Here is a 16119-nt window from a genome sequence, read left to right as displayed (position 1 = left end):
GTTCCGGGCATACCTGGTGAGAACTTTCGACCAGGGACGCCCGGAACCACCGGGGACGCCCGGAAGAGCCGGGCGCGCGCACGAGGATCAGAACTCGGCGGGGCGCCGCACGTCGGTCAGGCCGGCGGTGGCGAAGCCGCCGCGGATGAGCGGCACGGCCCGGCGCACGGCCTGGTCGATGCGGAGCTCGAGGTCGACGCTCGCGATGTCGTAGCCACCCTCGCGCTTGGTGAAGTCTCGCTCGTTGCCGAACACCCCGAGCGGCAGGGTCGTGGACTGGAAGAACCCGAACAGCGGGCGCATCTGGTGCTCGACGAGCAGGGCGTGCCGGTCGCTGCCGCCGGTGGCGGTCAGGAGCACCGGGGTGTCGACGAGGTCGTACTGCCCGACCCAGTCGAAGAAGAGCTTGAAGGCACCGGAGTAGGCCGCCCGGAAGGCCGGGCTGCCCACGACGAGCACGTCCGCGGCCTCCACCGTCTCGAGGGCCCGGCGGGTGCGGTCGGACATCGTCTCGCGACCCGACGCCGCTCCGAGGTCGGCCAGCAGCGGGCCGATCTCGATGGTCTCGGTCCGGGCGCCGTCGATCTCCTCGGCCAACCGGGCCACCGTCGCCGCGACCAGGGTCGAGGTCCGCGAGGGGTCCGATGGGCTGCCACTGACGCCGACGACCAGTTCTCCGCTCATGCGGTCGATGCTCACACGCTGCCGGGGCGGGCGGCACGTTCGTGACGACATGTGTCGGGTGCCAGTCGGTCGGGGTAGCGTCCGCGCCATGCAGACCTTCCTGCCGTACGCCGACTTCCGGGCATCCGCCGAGGTCCTCGACGACCGGCGGCTCGGCAAGCAGCGGGTCGAGACCCTGCAGGTGATGCGCGCACTGACGCTCCCCGACTACGGCTGGCAGCACCACCCGGTGACGGCGATGTGGCGCGGCTACCGTCCGGCGCTGATGGCGTACCAGGAGGCCACGTGCCGCGTCTGGGCCGAGCGCGGGTACGCCGACACGTGTCTCGAGAAGACCCTGCTCGACCTGGGCCGTGTGCCGGAGGACCTGGCGGCGTACGAGCGCGGCGACGTGCCGGTCCCGCCGTGGAACGACGACGAGGCCCTGCACGTCTCGCACCGCTCGAAGCTCGTGCAGAAGGCGCCGGAGCACTACCGGGAGCTGTTCCCGGACGTGCCGGACGACCTGGACTACGTCTGGCCGGGGACACCCGAACCGGCGACGCACACCGCCTGACCGTCAGGCGACGGGGATCCAGCGACCGCCCTCGCGCCGCGTGACGACGTCGGAGCGGATCTCGACCACGTCCCGCAGCCCGTCGACGGCGGCGTCGCGGACGGCCGCCGCGGCACGGTCGTCCTCGGCCTCGAAGCGCACGACGGCACAGGGGACGCCACGGAGCAGCCGGACGTCCTCGGCCTCGACCACGGCGTGTTCGCGCACGAGGGCGGCCGCGGCGGGCAGGACGGCGTCCGGGGCGATGCCGGGCGCGAGGGCACCGATCGCCAGGGTCGCACGGTACGAGGGCATGCGACGACGCTACCGGGGAACCGGATCCCGCCGTGGGCTGCAGGGGAACCGACGCCGCTCAGGGGTGCGGACGTCGACCCACGGCGGGATCGCGGTGTACGGCGGGACACGACGACAGGGGGAACGTCGCGCCCCGCGCCGGACGTCGATCAGGGGGTCGACATCCGGTCTGGGTCCACCGCGCGGCTCGGTTCAGGGGAACCGCACGGTGGTGGACCTCAAGGGTGTTCGGTGTCCTCTCGGTACCGGTCCGTCTCGGTCGGTGCGGGCATCGACCGGTGGGCGGCGGCTGGCCGGACCATCGGGAGCAGGGCACTCCCGGCGGTCGCGAGCGCTCCGACCACGGCGATGATCCCGAGCGGGGCCGTGCCGAGGTCGTGCTGCGCTGCCAGGGCGAGCGCGACGAGGGTGGCCGGCGCCGGCAGGAGCTGCACCGCTCGGAAGCGGTCGTCCCGTCGTGTCCGGGTCATCATCGCGTTTGCCATGACGACACTCTGACGCAGATCGGTTGTCCGCAGAAGGGGGGACACGTACCCAGAGATGGAGTAGAACGTCTAGTACACCTCAGCCGAGGGCACGGACGGTCGCCACGGCGTCGGCGACGGCCCCGACGACGACCGGGACGTCGTCGGCTGTGAGGGCCGCGTCGAACGTCAGACGGAGCGCGGTGCGGGCCACGTCCTCCGGGATCCCGAGCGCCGTGAGCACGTGGGAGGCATCGGTGCTGCCCGCGGCACAGGCACTGCCCGACGACGACACCACGTCGCGCTGCTCGAGCTCGAGCAGGACGGTCTCGCCGTTGACGCCCGGGAAGCAGAACGACGCGTGCCCGGGCAGCCGGTGCTCCCGCGACCCGGTGACGAACGCGCCGGGGACCGCAGCGAGCACGCCGTCGAGCACCGCGTCGCGCACGGTGGTCGCGGTGCCCTCCCCCGACCGCACCGTCTCCGCCGCCAGCCCGAGGGCGGTCGCCACCGCCACGGCACCGGCCACGTCCTCGGTACCGGACCGCCGCCCCCGTTCCTGTCCCCCGCCGTGCAGCAGCGGCTCGAGCGGGACGCCGGCGCGCACGGCGAGCACGCCGGTGCCCTTCGGGGCGCCGAGCTTGTGCCCGGACAACGACAGCGCGTCGACGCCCAGCACCCCGAGACCGATCGGCAGCCAGGGCGCGGACTGCACGGCGTCGGTGTGGAACCGCGCCCCGACCTCGTGCGCCACCGCCGCGAGCGCGGGGACGTCCTGCACGGTGCCGATCTCGTTGTCGGCGTGCGCGATCGAGACGAGCGTGGTGTCCGGGCGGAGTGCCGCGCGCAGCACCGCCGGGTCGACGCGGCCGTCCGGGCCGACGGGCAGCACGGTGACGTCGAAGTCGTGGAAGCGGGCGAGGTACGCGCAGCTCTCCAGCACGGCCTCGTGCTCGATGGCGCTCGTGACGACGTGCCGACCACGGGGCGTGGCGAGGGCGATCCCCTTGATCGCGGTGTTCGCACCCTCGGTGCCGCCGGTGGTGAAGACGACCTCGGCGGGCCGGCACCCGAGCACCCCGGCGACGGCGGACCGTGCAGCGGTGAGTCCCCGCGCGGCTTCGCCCCCGACCCCGTGCGTCGACGAGGGGTTGCCGAACACCCCCGTCAGGTAGGGCCACATCGCCTCGAGCACCTCGCGGCGGACCGGGGTGGTGGCGGCGCGGTCCAGGTAGAACACGGTCAGTCCCGGACCGGCACCGCGACGTCGATGTCGAGTCCGAGGTCGAGCGCCCGCGCCGAGTGGGTCAGCGCCCCGACCGAGATGACGTCGACGCCGGTCGCCGCGATCGCCGCGACGGTGTCGAGCGACACGCCTCCCGAGGCCTCGACGAGCGCGCGTCCGGCGACGATGCCGACCCCGGTCACGAGTTCGTCCGGGGTGAAGTTGTCGAGCATGATCGTGTCGACCCCCGCAGCGACGACGGGTTCGATCTGATCGATGCGGTCCACCTCGACCTCGACGTGCACGGTGTGCCCGAGCCGCTGGCGGGCCTGGGCGATCGCGTCGCCGATGCCGATGCCGCCGGCCAGGAGCACCGCCAGGTGGTTGTCCTTGGCGAGCACGGCGTCGGAGAGCGAGGTGCGGTGGTTGTGTCCGCCGCCGCACCGGACGGCGTACCGCTCGAGTGCTCGGAGGCCGGGCGTCGTCTTCCGGGTGTCGACGATCCGCGCCGAGGTGCCAGCGGCGGCGGCGACGTGCGCCGCGGTGGTCGTCGCGATGCCCGACATCCGCTGCACCAGGTTGAGGGCGACCCGCTCGGCCCGCAGCACGGCGCGCGCCGACCCGGTCACGGTCGCGAGGACGTCGCCCGCGACGAAGCGCGTGCCGTCGGCGACGTGCACGACGGCGTGGATCGACGGGTCGACGGCGTGCATCACGGCGACGAACACCGCGCCGCCACTCAGCACGCCGGGCTCGCGCGCGCCGAGGGTCGCGGTCGCGGTCGCCTCGGCGGGGATCAGGGTCTCGCTGGTGACGTCGCCCCAGGGCGCGTCCTCCTCGAGCGAGGTCTCGATCACGCGACGGAGCGCGTGCGGCGGGATGGTGCCGGGGTCGGTGGTCATGCGGGTACCTCCTGCGCGACGACTGCGGAGCCGTCGGTGCGTTCGTCCGTGTGCTCGTCGGGGTGTGCGTCGGTGGGGTCGGCGACCCAGGCGTACGAGGCCGGGGCGCTGGGGTCGGTGTCGGGGTGGTCGGTGCGGGCGTGCGCCCCGCGCGACTCGGTGCGGGCCTCGGCGGCGAGCGCGACGAGTCGGGCCAGGTCGAGCAGCGCACGGTCCTCGTGCTCACGCACGCCGCCGCCGGTCGGCGCGGTCAGCGCGTCGAGGTCGCGGCGCGCGCTGGCCAGCCCGACGGCGTCACGGAGCAGCCCGACGCGGTCCGTCATGACGGACTGGACCACCTGTCGGACGGCACCGACGTCGTCGAGGTGGGTCGCGCCTCCAGGCGGGGTCGGACGGGAGGAACGGATCGCGTCGGCCGCTCGGGGCACGCTGGTGACGTGGAGACCGGCGTCCCCGCGCAGGCGGAGCAGGCCGGGTCGCGGTGCGGCGACCGCGTCCGCTGCGCGGACCGCGAAGACGAGTCCCTCCAGCAGCGAGTTCGAGGCGAGCCGGTTGGCGCCGTGGACCCCGGTGCAGGCGGCTTCGCCGACGGCGAGGAGTCCGGGCAGGCTGGTACGGCCCTCGGCGTCGGTCGCGATGCCGCCCATCGAGTAGTGCGCGGCCGGTGCGACCGGGACGCCCTCGTGGGTCCAGTCGAAGCCGGCGGCGCGGGTGGCCCGGGTGAGTCCGGGGAACCGCGTGACCAGGAACCCGGCGTCGAGGCCGGTGGCGTCGAGGAGCACAGGCGAGCCGCCCTGGTCGCGCACCGCGGCGGCGATCCCCCGGGCGACGACGTCACGCGGGGCGAGCTCGGCGTCCGGGTGCACGTCGGTCATGAAGCGGTGCCCGGCGGCGTCTCGGAGGACGGCGCCTTCACCGCGGACGGCTTCGGACACCAGGCCGCCGCCGGGGACCGCCAGCCGTGTCGGGTGGAACTGGACGAACTCCAGGTCCGCGAGGACGGCACCGGCGCGCCAGGCGGCGGCGACCCCGTCGCCGGTGGCGACCAGGGGGTTCGTCGTCTCGCGGTACAGGTGTCCGGCTCCCCCGGACGCGATGACGACGGCGTCCGCGTCGAGCCGGCGGGGTTCCCCGAGCAGGTCGAGGACGTCGACGCCGACGACCACGCCGCCGCGGACGACGAGGTCGGTCAGGCTCGTGCGCTCGAGGATCGTGACGTGCCGTCGGTGCAGTGCCGCGATGAGGGTGCGTTCGATGGCGGCCCCGGTCGCGTCACCGTCGGCGTGCACGACGCGCCACCGGCCGTGCGCGGCTTCACGACCGCGGGCGAGGTCGTCGCCGTACCGGTCGAGGGTCGCCGGGTCCGACGACCGGTCGAAGGGCACCCCGAGGGCGAGCAGGTCGCGGACGCGGGCCGGGCCGTCGGTGCACAGGACCTCGACGGCACGCGCGTCGGCGCTGCCCGCCGCGGCGACGTGGGTGTCGGCCTGGTGCAGCGCCGCGGAGTCGTCGGCACCGAGCGCCACCGCGATCCCGCCCTGGGCGTACGCGGTGGCGCTGTCGGCGAGCGCCCCCTTCGTCACCAGGGTGACGTCGTGCAGGGCACTGGCGCGGATCGCTGCGGTCAGCCCGGCGATGCCGGAGCCGACGATGACGACGTGCACGGTGGTCTCCCTCGTTCGGTCGGGTCCGCGTCTCAGCCGCGCGGCTTGGCGGCGAGCATGCGCTCGAGCGCCACCTTGGCGTCGGCCTGCACGTCGGCGGGGACGACGATCTCGTTGAGGACCTCGCCGCGGACGAGGGCTTCGAGCACCCAGGCGAGGTAGCCCGGGTGGATCCGGTACATCGTCGAGCAGGGGCAGACGACCGGGTCGAGGCAGAAGATCGTGTGCTGCGGGTACTCGGCGGCGAGGCGGTTCACCATGTTGATCTCGGTGCCGATCGCGAAGGTGGTCGGCTCGGTGGCCGCGGCGACGGTCTTCCGGATCAGGTCGGTGCTGCCGGCGTGGTCGGCGGCGTCGACGACGGCCATCGGGCACTCCGGGTGCACGATGACCTGCACGCCCGGGTGCTCGCGGCGGGCCTGGTCGATCTGGTCGACGGTGAAGCGGCGGTGCACCGAGCAGAAGCCGTGCCAGAGGATGACCTTCGCCGCTTCGAGGTCGCTCGTCTCGTTGCCGCCGAGGGGCTTCCGGGGGTTCCACATCGGCATCAGGTCCGTGCTGATGCCCATCGCCTTCGCGGTGTTGCGGCCGAGGTGCTGGTCGGGGAAGAACAGGACGCGCTGCCCACGCTCGAAGGCCCACTCGAGCACGGTCGCGGCGTTCGACGAGGTGCACACGATGCCGCCGTTGCGACCGCAGAAGGCCTTGAGGTCGGCGGCGGAGTTCATGTAGGTGACCGGGATCACGGGGACGCGGCCGTTGGCGTCGGGCTCGGTGCCGTACACCGCGGTCAGCTCCGCCCACGCGGCCTCGACGCTGTCGATGTCGGCCATGTCGGCCATCGAGCAGCCGGCGGCCAGGTTCGGCAGGATCACGCGCTGGTCGTCGCGCGCCAGGATGTCGGCCGTCTCGGCCATGAAGTGCACGCCGCAGAACACGATCGCCTCGGCGTCGGGCTTCGTCAGGGCGGCGTTCGCGAGCTGGAACGAGTCGCCGAGGAAGTCCGCGTGCCGGACGACCTCGTCGCGCTGGTAGAAGTGCCCGAGGACGACGACCCGGTCGCCGAGGGTGGCCTTCGCCCGCTCGATGCGTTCGTGGAGCTCGTCGGTCGGGGTCGTCTTGTACTCGTCGGGCAGGACGCCCTGGCGCGGGGCGCTCGTCGGGATGACGTCGGACATCGACGACCCCGGGCCGTACCCGGGGCGGGAGTCGAAGTCCCACGTCGGCATGGCGAGGTCGGGCGTGCAGGTGCTGCCGCCGGCCTTGCCGTTGGAGATGAGTTCGATCGTCGTGGCGATGGACACGGGGCTTCCTATCGGTTCCGCTGCTGGTGCTGATCGGCCCCGGTCTGCAGCGGGCCGTTGTCCGCGTAGGCCAGGTCGGGGTTCGAGCGGTACAGGCGGGCCGGACGGTGCCGGCCCCCGCTCGTGGTCTCGTCGGTCGGCAGGACCGCGTCGGTCTTCTCGACCTGCCGACGGAAGTTCGCGGGGTCGAGTGCACGGCCGAGCACCGCCTCGTACACGCCGCGGAGTTCGGCGAGGGTGAAGCGGTCGCCGAGGAACGCCTGCGCGATCCGCGAGTACGACATCTTGTTGCGCAGCCGCCACAGGGCGTACTCGACGATGCGGTCGTGGTCGAAGGCGAGCGGCGGGTGCTCGTCGGCCAGGAACCACCGGACGTTCCAGTCGTCGGGCACGACGTTCGCCTCGTCCGGGTGCACGAGTGCCCAGTACACGATCGACACCACGCGGCTCGGGGAGCGTCCGACGTCACCGAACGCGTAGAGCTGCTCGAGGTACCGCGGCTGGACGTTCGTCGTCTCGCGCAGTCGGGCGGCCGCGGAGTCCTCGAGGCCCTCGTCGTCGCCGACCCAGCCGCCGGGGAGCGCCCAGGAACCCTCGAACGGTTCGGCGACGCGACGGACGAGCGGCATCCACAGCGCCGGGGCCCCGGTGTCGGGGTGCGGGCGCAGTGCGACGATCACGGTGGAGACCGCGACGCGGATGCCTGCTTCGTCCATGGTGGAGATAGTGTCAATCTGACTCGAAGTGTTCGAGTTGGGATGACACTATCACTGCCGACGCGGCGCGCTCGTCACGAGCCGGAAACAGATCGTCACGGGGCCGAAAACTCCCGGAGGGCCGTCGCGGTTAGCGTGGAGGACATGACGACGGTGACGAGGGTGCATGCCGTGGTGTCGGGGACGGTCCAGGGGGTCGGCTTCCGGTACTGGACCGCTCGGAAGGCGGACGGGCTCGACCTCGTCGGCTACGCGAGGAACCTCTGGGACGGCACGGTGGAGGTCGAGGCCGAGGGACCCTCGGTCGCCGTGGACTCGTTGGTCGAGTGCCTGCGCACCGGTCCGCCGTCGGCCACGGTGACCGACGTCAGCCTGCGGTCGGTCGTGCCGCACGGCGACGCCGACGGGTTCGCGATCCTGCACTGAGTGGACGTGCACGGGAGCTGCGCCGACGACCGGCGTGCTCGGCACCGATCGTTCACCTGCGGATGTCGGAGCGAAGCGGAATAATCGCATCCACTCAGGGAGTTGGCCTGTCTGCGCGTCCTGCGCCACACCCGTTCCACCCGTCGTGACCCACCAGGAGCACCCGCATGACCCAGGCCGTCGATTCCGCCCCCCGCACGGGAAGCGTCTCGCAGCCGTCCGCTGCCGAGACCCGACTCGTGATCGGGCTGCTGCTCGTCTCCGCGTTCGTCGTCATCCTCAACGAGACCATCATGGGCGTGGCCCTGCCCCGGCTCATGGACGACCTGGACATCAGCGCCGCGACCGGCCAGTGGCTGACCACCGGCTTCCTGCTCACCATGGCGGTCGTCATCCCGATCACCGGGTTCCTGCTGCAGCGCTTCAACACCCGACCGGTGTTCGTCTGGGCGATGGGCCTGTTCTCGGTCGGCACGCTGATCGCCCTGCTCGCGCCGGGCTTCACCGTCCTGCTCGTCGGCCGCATCGTGCAGGCCAGCGGCACCGCGATCATGATGCCGCTGCTCATGACGACGGTCCTGACCCTGGTCGACCCCGCGCACCGTGGCCGCATCATGGGCAACATCTCGATCGTCATCTCGGTCGCTCCGGCCATCGGCCCGACGATCTCCGGCCTGATCCTCAACGCGTTCTCGTGGCGCTGGCTGTTCGGCTTCGTGCTGCCCATCGCGATCGCGGCGCTCATCCTCGGCATGGTCAAGGTGCAGAACGTCTCGACGCCGCGCAAGGCACCGATCGACGTCGTCTCGGTCGTCCTCTCCGCCTTCGCGTTCGGCGGCATCGTCTACGGCCTGTCCAGCATCGGTGAAGCCGGCACGACCGGTCCGCTCGTCCCGGTGACCGCCCTGGTCGTCGGTGCCGTGGCCCTGGCGGTGTTCATCGTCCGGCAGACGCGCCTGCAGCGCACCGACAGCGCCCTGCTCGACCTGCGCACCTTCCGCACCCGTGGCTTCACGGTGCCGATCGTCGCGATGGGCCTGAGCTTCATGGCGATGTTCGGCACGCTCATCCTGCTGCCGATCTACCTGGAGCGCGTGCTCGGCCTCGAGGTCCTGCAGGTCGGCCTGCTGCTGCTCCCCGGTGGCTTGCTGATGGGCCTGCTCTCCCCCATCGTCGGTCGCATCTACGACCGCCGTGGCCCGCGCGTGCTGCTCATCCCCGGATCGATCATCGTCAGCGCCGTGCTCTGGGCGCTCTCCACCGTGGGCGTCGACACCAGCGTGTGGTTCGTCCTCGGTGCGCACGTGGTGCTGAGCATCGGCCTGGCCCTGACCTTCACGCCGCTGTTCACCGCGGCGCTCGGTGGGTTGCCCCCGAAGCTGTACTCGCACGGCAGCGCGGTGCTCGGCACGGCGCAGCAGCTCGCCGGTGCGGCGGGGACGGCCCTGTTCGTCACGCTGCTGACGATCGGTGCGGCCACCGCTGTCGAGGGCTCCGGTGCCCGCGGGGTCCAGGTGGCCACCGCGTCGGGCGTCGGCACCGCCTTCATGGTCGGCGCGATCATCTCGCTGTTCGGCATCCTCGCGTCGGTGTTCGTCCGCCGGCCCGAGGTGCCCGAGGGCGCGCCGACGCCCCCGCCGGTGCACTGACCGACGAGCCTCGCGCACTGACCGACGAGCCGGGCCGGACGCCGAACCCGTGACGGGACCGGCGCCCGGCCCGCGCCCGTCTCCGGACCGCGTGGCAGGGTGGGCGCCATGCGGTCGACGACGAGCGAGCTCAACTGGTCCGGCACGGTCACCTACACGGCCGAACGGGTCGTCCGCCCGTCGTCGATCGACGAGGCCGCCCAGGTCGTGGCCGACGCCGATCGGGTGCACGGCCTCGGTACCCGGCACTCGTTCAACGACGTCGCCGACTCCCCGGGCACCCTGCTCGACCTGACCGGGATCCCCACCGACCTGGTCGTCGACGCCGAGCACCGCACCGTCACGCTCGGGGCCGGCACCCGGTACGGCGACGTCGCGGCCGACATCAACCGTGCCGGGTTCGCCCTGCACAACACGGGGTCCCTGCCACACATCTCCATCGGGGGTGCGGTCGCGACCGGCACCCACGGTTCCGGCACGACACTGGGGTCGCTCGCCACCGCCGTGCGCGCGTTCGAGGTGCTCGGTCCGGACGGCTCCGCCCGGACGATCGACCGGACGGACCCCGCGTTCGACGGCGCCGTGCTGCACCTCGGACTGCTCGGCATCGTGACCCGGGTGACCCTCGACGTCGAACCGGCCTACCGGATGCGTCAGGACGTCTACGGCGCGATCCCCTGGGACACCTTCACTGCGAACGTCGCTGACGTGCACGCCGCCGCGTACTCGGTGTGCGCGTACACGGTGTTCGGCGACGCGATCACCGAGGTCCTGGTGAAGTCGCGCGTGCCCGACGGAGCCGACGACGTGCCCGTCCCGGACGCACTCGTCGGCGCACCCCGGCTGCCCGGCACACCCGGTGACGACCGCCGCACCGCCCGCGACGGGTCGGTCGGCCCGTGGTGGGACCGACTGCCGCACTTCCCGATCGGATCCGTCCCGAGCCACGGGTCCGAGGTGCAGAGCGAACACTTCGTCCCCCTCCGGCACGCGGCGGCCGCCCTGGACGCGCTCCGGGGGCTGGCGGACCGGATACAGCCGCACCTGCACGTCTGCGAACTCCGGACGATGGCCGCCGACGGGTTCTGGCTCAGCCCGACCCAGGGCGAGGACGTCCTCTGCATCGCCTTCACGTGGAAGAAGCACCCGGCCGAGGTCGCCGCGCTCCTGCCCGACCTCGAGGCCCGGCTCGCGGCATTCGACGGCCGTCCGCACTGGGGCAAGATGAGCTCACTCGACCACGCGGCCATCGCCGGGCTGTACCCGCGGCTGGCGGACTTCCGCGACCTCGTCGCCCGAGCCGACCCGGAGCGGACGTTCGCATCCGCGTTCGGCGAGCGCGTGCTCGGGACCTGACCCGGGCCTCCAGGCAGTGCCCCGCTAGTCGGTCGTGAGCGCGAGCGGCGTGATCGTCCGCGTCTCACCGTCCCAGTGCCGGACGCCACCGACGTCGAGCGTCTCCGGCAGGGGCACGGCGCGCAGCGCAGCAACGGCGCTCGGCAGGTCCTCGTCACGCACGCGGCGGGCCAGCGTGACGTGCGGCGACCAGTGCCCGGGAAGCGACGTCTCGACGCCGCCGGGGGCGACCGCGTGCACCTCGGCGTGGAAGGTCGTGAGCGCCGCGTCGAGGACCACCGCGCGCACCAGCACCGACCGACCGGCACCCGCGGGGAAGAGCAGCAGCCCGCCGAGCCGGATCGCGGTCGGGACCGACGTCCGGAACCCGGCCGGCACGGGCAGCGTGTCCCCGGCGGCCAGGGTGACGTGCGGGGCGTTCGACGGCGACGGGTGCCGACCGAGGCTCGGCAGGTCGGCGTCGATCAGGGCCTGCCAGGCGGACCGCACGGCGGCGTCCGACTCCGGGCCGAGGACGAGTTCGATGCTGCGCACGATCCGAGTCAACCAAGTCGTGTCGGGACGCGTGCTCCGACGCAGGCGGCACGGGTCGAGTGCTGCGTAACACGACGGAACGGAACTCGCACCGGGGGTGGACCGCACGTCACACTCGTCTCCACGCCGCGGACCACCGCGGCTCCCCCACACGCACTGCCCACGAGGAGCACCAGCATGTCCGCAGCCCCCGCACTGCCCGAGAAGCCGAAGGGCAAGCGACCGATCGGCTGGATCATCGCCGCCGCGATCGTCGTCGTGGCGATCGTCGTCGCCGTCATCGTCGGAGCCGTCCGCTCCGGGAGCAACGACGCCGGCGCCGCCGGTGACGCCGCCCCGAAGACCGTCACGATCGGTGTCGCGGACAAGTCGCTCGGCTACTGGAGCACGTACACGAAGCTCGCGAAGGACAAGCTCAACGTCACCGTCAAGCTGACCAACTTCTCGGACTACTCGCTGCCGAACCCCGCCCTCAAGGACGGCCAGCTGGACATCAACCAGTTCCAGCACATCCAGTACCTGGCGGACTACAACGTCACCTCGAACGACGACCTGCAGCCGATCGGCTCGACCGCCGTGTACCCGCTGCCGCTCTACGCGACGAAGTACGACAAGCCGTCCGAGCTGCCCGCGAACGCGAAGGTCGCGATCCCGAACGACTCGATCAACCAGGCCCGTGCGCTCCTGATCCTGCAGGCGGCCGACCTGATCACCCTGAAGGACGGCGGCTCGGCGTTCTCCACCGCGGACGACATCGAGACGAAGAAGGTCGACGTCCAGCCTCTCGACGCCTCGCAGACCGCGAACGCGCTGCAGCAGGGCTCCGTCGCCGCGGCCGTCGTGAACAACAACTTCGCCACCGCCGCCGGCCTGCCGATCTCGGACGCGATCTACCAGGACGACCCCTCGAGCGCGAGCGCCGCCCCGTACGTGAACGTGTTCGCCGTCCGCGACGAGGACAAGGGCAACAAGACCTACCTCGACCTGGCGGAGCTGTTCCAGGACGACGCCGTGCAGAAGGCCTTCGCGAAGGACCTGCCCGAGGCCGTCGCCCGCGACGAGAGCGCCTCGAAGCTGCAGGACGAGCTCGCCCAGGTCGAGCAGGACGCGAAGGCGGCCAAGCAGTAGTGCCGGTCCTCGTCGAACTCCGCGGCGTCTCGAAGCACTACCGCCGCGCCGACACCGGCGAGACCGTGGTGGCCGTCGAGGACGTCTCCCTGGACGTGCACCAGGGAGAGGTCCTCGGCGTCATCGGGTACTCCGGTGCCGGCAAGTCCACCCTGGTCCGCCTGGTCAACGCGCTGGAGGTGCCGAGCTCCGGCACGGTGACGGTCGCGGGCCGCGAGCTGACGGCGATCCCCGAGCGGGACCGCCGTCTGGCGCGTCGCAACATCGGGATGATCTTCCAGCAGTTCAACCTGTTCCGGTCCCGCACGATCGCCGGCAACGTCGCGTACCCGCTCAAGGTCGCCGGTGTGCCGAAGGCCGAGCGGGACCGTCGCGTCGCCGAGCTGCTCGACTTCGTCGGCCTGCTCGAGCGCGCCCACGCCTACCCGGAGCAGCTGTCCGGCGGCCAGAAGCAGCGCGTCGGCATCGCCCGCGCCCTCGCCGCGTCGCCCGACCTGCTGCTCGCCGACGAGGCGACCAGCGCCCTCGACCCGGAGACCACCTCCGAGGTGCTCGCGCTGCTCCGCCGGGTCAACCGAGAGCTCGGCGTCACCATCATCGTCATCACGCACGAGATGGACGCCGTCCGGCAGATCGCCGACCGGGTCGCCGTGATGGAGCAGGGGCGGGTCGTCGAGGTCGGGGACGTCTACGACGTGTTCTCGACCCCGAAGACCGGTGCCGCGCAGCGCTTCGTCCGCACCGCGCTGCACGACCGGCCCTCCCCCGAGACGCTCCGGCGCCTGCGGGACCGGCACCCGGGTCGGCTCGTCACGGTGCAGATCACCGACGAGGCCGGGCTGCAGAACCGCATCGACGCCGCGTTCCGCGCCGCCGGGGTCACCGCCGAACTCGTCTACGGCGGGGTCGGCGAGATCCGGGAGCGTCGGATCGGGTCGCTCACCTACGAGCTGAGCGCGCCCGGCGCCGAGCCCGACGCCATCGATCGCGCGATCGCCGCACTCCGCGCCGACGGCGTCACGACCGACGAGGAGGCCGCCGCGTGAACAACAACTCGTTCCAGAGCGTGATCGACACGTTCGACGTCTTCCTCGCCGCCATCCGCGACACCATCGTGATGTCGCTGATCTCGCTGGTCATCGCCGGGGTCATCGGCCTCGCGCTCGGCCTGCTGCTGTACGCGACCCGGCCGGGCAACGTCCTCGGCAACCGGACCGCGTACACGGTGCTCAACGTGTTCGTGAACCTGATCCGCCCGATCCCGTTCGTGATCTTCCTCGCCGCGATCGCGCCGCTGTCGCGCGTCGTCGTGCAGACCACGATCGGTGTCCCCGCGGTGACCTTCGCGATCTCGTTGGCCGCGGCCTTCGCGGTGTCCCGGATCGTCGAGCAGAACCTGCTGTCGGTCGACCCAGGCGTCGTCGAGGCTGCTCGGGCCTCGGGTGCGCACCCGGTCTCGATCCTGCTGACCGTGCTCATCCCCGAGGGTCTCGGCCCCCTGATCCTCGGCTACACGTTCATCTACATCGGCATCGTCGACATGACGGCGCAGGGTGCGCTGATCGGTGGCGGCGGACTCGGCGAGTACGCGATCACCTACGGCTCGCAGCGCTACGACTGGTGGGTGGTCTACGTCTCGGTGGCGGCGATCGTCGTCATCGTGCAGCTCGGCCAGTTCATCGGCAACCGCTTGGCGCGGGCGACGCTGCGTCGCTGACGCGGGCGGGTTCCGAGGGCAACCGCCTGGAGGCCCGGTGCCGGTCCACGAGACCGGCACCGGGCCTCCGGTGCGTCGCCGCCCCGACGGGCGCGCCCAGCGTCGTCCGCCGAGCGGTCACGACTCCCCGCTCATCTCCGCCGAGGTCGCACGAACCGTCGACTGGCGTCTCCGCAAGCGACAGTTTGCGACCACTCGGCGATGCGCACGCGGCACGTCGTGCGACCTCGACACGCACCGCCGAGCGGTCACGACTCCCCGCTCACCTCCGCCGAGGTCGCACGAACCGTCGCCCGGCGCCCCCCGCAACCGACAGTTTGCGACCACTCGGCGATACGCCCGCGGCATGTCGTGCGACCTCGGCACGCACCGCCGACGCGCCCGACGGCCCCCTGCCGAGCGGTCACGACCCCCCGCTCACCTCTGCCGAGGTCGCACGAACCGTCGCCCGACGCCCCCGCAACCGACAGTTCGGGACCACTCGGCGGCACGCACGCGGCACGTCGTGCAACCTCGGCACGGGCTGCCGAGCGGTCACGACTCCCCGCTAACCTCCGCCGGGGTCGCACGAAGTGTCGGCTGGCGCCTCCGCAACCGACAGTTCGTGACCACCCGGCGATGCACACGCGGCATGTCGTGCGACCTCGGCACGAGCGGCTGCCGGCGGGTCAGGCGGCGGGAGCTTCGACGGTGGTGACGGCGCCGGTCTCGCCGGGGTGCTCGTAGTGGGCACGGACCAGGATCGGGCGGTGGTCGGAGATGCCGGCCGGCAGGGTCTCGACGCCCGCGATGTGCAGGCCGACGCTCGTCGCGAAGTCGAAGTGGCCCGTGAACTTGCGGTAGCGCAGGTACGTCGGCTGGTCGGACAGCGACAGCGCGAACCCGCCCTGCTCGATCTTGCGGCGCAGGTTCGTCTGGAACCACGGGTAGTTGAAGTCGCCGACCATGACCGCGGGGACGTCCTTCGCCAGCTCGCGCAGGAACTGGTGCGCCGCCTCGATCTGCTTGCGGCGCAGGGAGTTCGTCGCGGTCAGGGGCGAGGCGTGGAACGACGCGACGACGACCTCGGCATCGGCCTCGGTGTCGCGCAGGTGCATCGCGATGAGCCGTTCGTGCGCGGGCGCGAGGACCCGGTCGTGCAGCGACTTCTGCAGCGAGTGGATGCTGAAGTCCTGCACCTCGAAGCGGTCGTCACGCTTGTAGATCGCGAGCCCGAGTCGGTTGGTCCGGGTCGAGGCGGCGAGCGAGAGGCCACCGATCGACGGAGCGAGGTCGTTGCTGTCGCACTCCTGCACGCACAGGACGTCGGCGTCGGATGCCTCGGCCAGTGCGGCGAGCTCGCTGTTCGCGGTGTGCTCGCGGAGGTTGTAACTGACGACACGGAGCTGCGTGGGCTGCACGGTCTGCTCTGATGCGATCGTGCTCTGCTGCTCTGGCGCGGCCATGCTGCCTTCCTGTCCGGGTGTTCCGGTCACCCTGCCGCGGTCACCGTACTCGGGT

General features: G+C 72.1%; 17 protein-coding genes. 7 read left to right on the top strand and 10 right to left on the bottom strand.

Annotation, left to right across the window (positions count from 1 at the left end):
• Nucleotides 1–87 precede the first annotated feature (87 nt).
• Complete coding sequence (locus DEJ21_RS08455; protein ID WP_027466300.1) at nt 88–684, bottom strand: NAD(P)H-dependent oxidoreductase; 597 nt, start codon at nt 682–684, stop codon at nt 88–90.
• An 88-nt stretch (nt 685–772) separates the two neighbouring features.
• Here DEJ21_RS08455 and DEJ21_RS08450 point away from each other — a divergent pair, with 88 nt between their 5' ends.
• On the top strand, nt 773–1240 hold the full coding sequence (locus tag DEJ21_RS08450) for an MSMEG_6728 family protein (RefSeq protein WP_111029349.1): 468 nt from the start codon (nt 773–775) through the stop codon (nt 1238–1240).
• Nucleotides 1241–1243: 3 nt separating this feature from the next.
• On the opposite strand, the gene DEJ21_RS08445 is transcribed toward DEJ21_RS08450, so the two are convergent.
• The 7 genes from DEJ21_RS08445 to DEJ21_RS08415 all read right to left on the bottom strand — a co-directional run bounded on the left by DEJ21_RS08445 (nt 1244) and on the right by DEJ21_RS08415 (nt 7809).
• Nucleotides 1244–1534 carry a hypothetical protein gene (locus tag DEJ21_RS08445; protein WP_071405104.1) on the bottom strand — a complete coding sequence of 97 codons (291 nt, stop codon included), beginning with the start codon at nt 1532–1534 and terminating at the stop codon, nt 1244–1246.
• A 218-nt stretch (nt 1535–1752) separates the two neighbouring features.
• Complete coding sequence (locus DEJ21_RS08440) at nt 1753–2019, bottom strand: hypothetical protein (RefSeq protein ID WP_111233264.1); 267 nt, start codon at nt 2017–2019, stop codon at nt 1753–1755.
• A gap of 79 nt (nt 2020–2098) precedes the next feature.
• Nucleotides 2099–3238 (bottom strand): cysteine desulfurase family protein, encoded by a 1140-nt coding sequence (locus DEJ21_RS08435; RefSeq protein WP_111224322.1) that lies wholly within the window; start codon nt 3236–3238, stop codon nt 2099–2101.
• Between the two features lie 2 nt (nt 3239–3240).
• On the bottom strand, nt 3241–4125 hold the full coding sequence (gene nadC, locus DEJ21_RS08430; protein ID WP_111224321.1) for a carboxylating nicotinate-nucleotide diphosphorylase: 885 nt from the start codon (nt 4123–4125) through the stop codon (nt 3241–3243).
• Nucleotides 4122–5789, bottom strand: coding sequence for an L-aspartate oxidase (gene nadB, locus DEJ21_RS08425; RefSeq protein ID WP_111224320.1), 1668 nt, complete (start codon nt 5787–5789; stop codon nt 4122–4124). Before nadB ends, nadC begins: the two co-directional genes overlap by 4 nt.
• Nucleotides 5790–5821: 32 nt before the next feature.
• Nucleotides 5822–7093 (bottom strand): quinolinate synthase NadA, encoded by a 1272-nt coding sequence (gene nadA / locus DEJ21_RS08420; protein WP_111224319.1) that lies wholly within the window; start codon nt 7091–7093, stop codon nt 5822–5824.
• An 8-nt stretch (nt 7094–7101) separates the two neighbouring features.
• The gene (locus tag DEJ21_RS08415) at nt 7102–7809 is read right to left on the bottom strand and encodes an NUDIX domain-containing protein (RefSeq protein ID WP_035808830.1); all 708 of its coding nucleotides are present in this window, start codon (nt 7807–7809) and stop codon (nt 7102–7104) included.
• A gap of 144 nt (nt 7810–7953) precedes the next feature.
• Between DEJ21_RS08415 and DEJ21_RS08410 the strand changes: the two genes are divergently transcribed.
• The 3 genes from DEJ21_RS08410 (at nt 7954) to DEJ21_RS08400 (ending at nt 11240) form a co-directional block, all read left to right on the top strand.
• Nucleotides 7954–8235, top strand: coding sequence for an acylphosphatase (locus DEJ21_RS08410; protein WP_071247546.1), 282 nt, complete (start codon nt 7954–7956; stop codon nt 8233–8235).
• A 167-nt stretch (nt 8236–8402) separates the two neighbouring features.
• Complete coding sequence (locus tag DEJ21_RS08405; protein ID WP_027466292.1) at nt 8403–9884, top strand: MDR family MFS transporter; 1482 nt, start codon at nt 8403–8405, stop codon at nt 9882–9884.
• 108 nt (nt 9885–9992) lie between these two features.
• On the top strand, nt 9993–11240 hold the full coding sequence (locus tag DEJ21_RS08400) for a D-arabinono-1,4-lactone oxidase (RefSeq protein ID WP_111224381.1): 1248 nt from the start codon (nt 9993–9995) through the stop codon (nt 11238–11240).
• A gap of 24 nt (nt 11241–11264) precedes the next feature.
• Here the strand turns inward: DEJ21_RS08400 and DEJ21_RS08395 are convergent, their stop codons facing one another.
• The gene (locus DEJ21_RS08395; protein WP_258374966.1) at nt 11265–11774 is read right to left on the bottom strand and encodes a 2'-5' RNA ligase family protein; all 510 of its coding nucleotides are present in this window, start codon (nt 11772–11774) and stop codon (nt 11265–11267) included.
• Nucleotides 11775–11951: 177 nt separating this feature from the next.
• Between DEJ21_RS08395 and DEJ21_RS08390 the strand changes: the two genes are divergently transcribed.
• Genes DEJ21_RS08390 through DEJ21_RS08380 form a run of 3 tightly spaced genes read left to right on the top strand, consistent with a single transcriptional unit; the run spans nt 11952 to nt 14619 of the window.
• Nucleotides 11952–12902 (top strand): MetQ/NlpA family ABC transporter substrate-binding protein, encoded by a 951-nt coding sequence (locus tag DEJ21_RS08390; protein ID WP_111224317.1) that lies wholly within the window; start codon nt 11952–11954, stop codon nt 12900–12902.
• Nucleotides 12902–13948: a methionine ABC transporter ATP-binding protein gene (locus tag DEJ21_RS08385; protein WP_111224316.1), complete on the top strand. Its 1047-nt coding sequence runs from the start codon at nt 12902–12904 to the stop codon at nt 13946–13948. The genes DEJ21_RS08390 and DEJ21_RS08385 overlap by 1 nt, the downstream gene beginning before the upstream one ends.
• Nucleotides 13945–14619: a methionine ABC transporter permease gene (locus DEJ21_RS08380; protein WP_017888525.1), complete on the top strand. Its 675-nt coding sequence runs from the start codon at nt 13945–13947 to the stop codon at nt 14617–14619. The genes DEJ21_RS08385 and DEJ21_RS08380 overlap by 4 nt, the downstream gene beginning before the upstream one ends.
• Before the next feature lie 668 nt (nt 14620–15287).
• Here the strand turns inward: DEJ21_RS08380 and DEJ21_RS08375 are convergent.
• Nucleotides 15288–16064, bottom strand: a complete 777-nt coding sequence (locus DEJ21_RS08375; RefSeq protein ID WP_071405095.1) for an endonuclease/exonuclease/phosphatase family protein — start codon at nt 16062–16064, stop codon at nt 15288–15290.
• Nucleotides 16065–16119: the final 55 nt, after the last annotated feature.

The sequence above is a fragment of the Curtobacterium sp. MCSS17_006 genome (assembly GCF_003234215.1).
Taxonomy (GTDB): Bacteria; Actinomycetota; Actinomycetes; order Actinomycetales; family Microbacteriaceae; genus Curtobacterium; species Curtobacterium flaccumfaciens.
This window is presented reverse-complemented; position numbering and strand designations above follow the sequence as displayed.

What these genes read in the sequence shown, in the direction of transcription:
- DEJ21_RS08400 (WP_111224381.1), top strand. Translation starts at nt 9,993, where the DNA reads ATGCGGTCGACGACGAGCGAGCTCAACTGGTCCGGCACGGTCACCTAC.
- DEJ21_RS08405 (WP_027466292.1), top strand. Translation starts at nt 8,403, where the DNA reads ATGACCCAGGCCGTCGATTCCGCCCCCCGCACGGGAAGCGTCTCGCAG.
- DEJ21_RS08455 (WP_027466300.1), bottom strand. Translation starts at nt 684, where the DNA reads ATGAGCGGAGAACTGGTCGTCGGCGTCAGTGGCAGCCCATCGGACCCC.
- DEJ21_RS08375 (WP_071405095.1), bottom strand. Translation starts at nt 16,064, where the DNA reads ATGGCCGCGCCAGAGCAGCAGAGCACGATCGCATCAGAGCAGACCGTG.
- nadC (WP_111224321.1), bottom strand. Translation starts at nt 4,125, where the DNA reads ATGACCACCGACCCCGGCACCATCCCGCCGCACGCGCTCCGTCGCGTG.
- DEJ21_RS08390 (WP_111224317.1), top strand. Translation starts at nt 11,952, where the DNA reads ATGTCCGCAGCCCCCGCACTGCCCGAGAAGCCGAAGGGCAAGCGACCG.
- DEJ21_RS08445 (WP_071405104.1), bottom strand. Translation starts at nt 1,534, where the DNA reads ATGCCCTCGTACCGTGCGACCCTGGCGATCGGTGCCCTCGCGCCCGGC.
- DEJ21_RS08415 (WP_035808830.1), bottom strand. Translation starts at nt 7,809, where the DNA reads ATGGACGAAGCAGGCATCCGCGTCGCGGTCTCCACCGTGATCGTCGCA.
- DEJ21_RS08450 (WP_111029349.1), top strand. Translation starts at nt 773, where the DNA reads ATGCAGACCTTCCTGCCGTACGCCGACTTCCGGGCATCCGCCGAGGTC.
- DEJ21_RS08440 (WP_111233264.1), bottom strand. Translation starts at nt 2,019, where the DNA reads ATGGCAAACGCGATGATGACCCGGACACGACGGGACGACCGCTTCCGA.
- DEJ21_RS08410 (WP_071247546.1), top strand. Translation starts at nt 7,954, where the DNA reads ATGACGACGGTGACGAGGGTGCATGCCGTGGTGTCGGGGACGGTCCAG.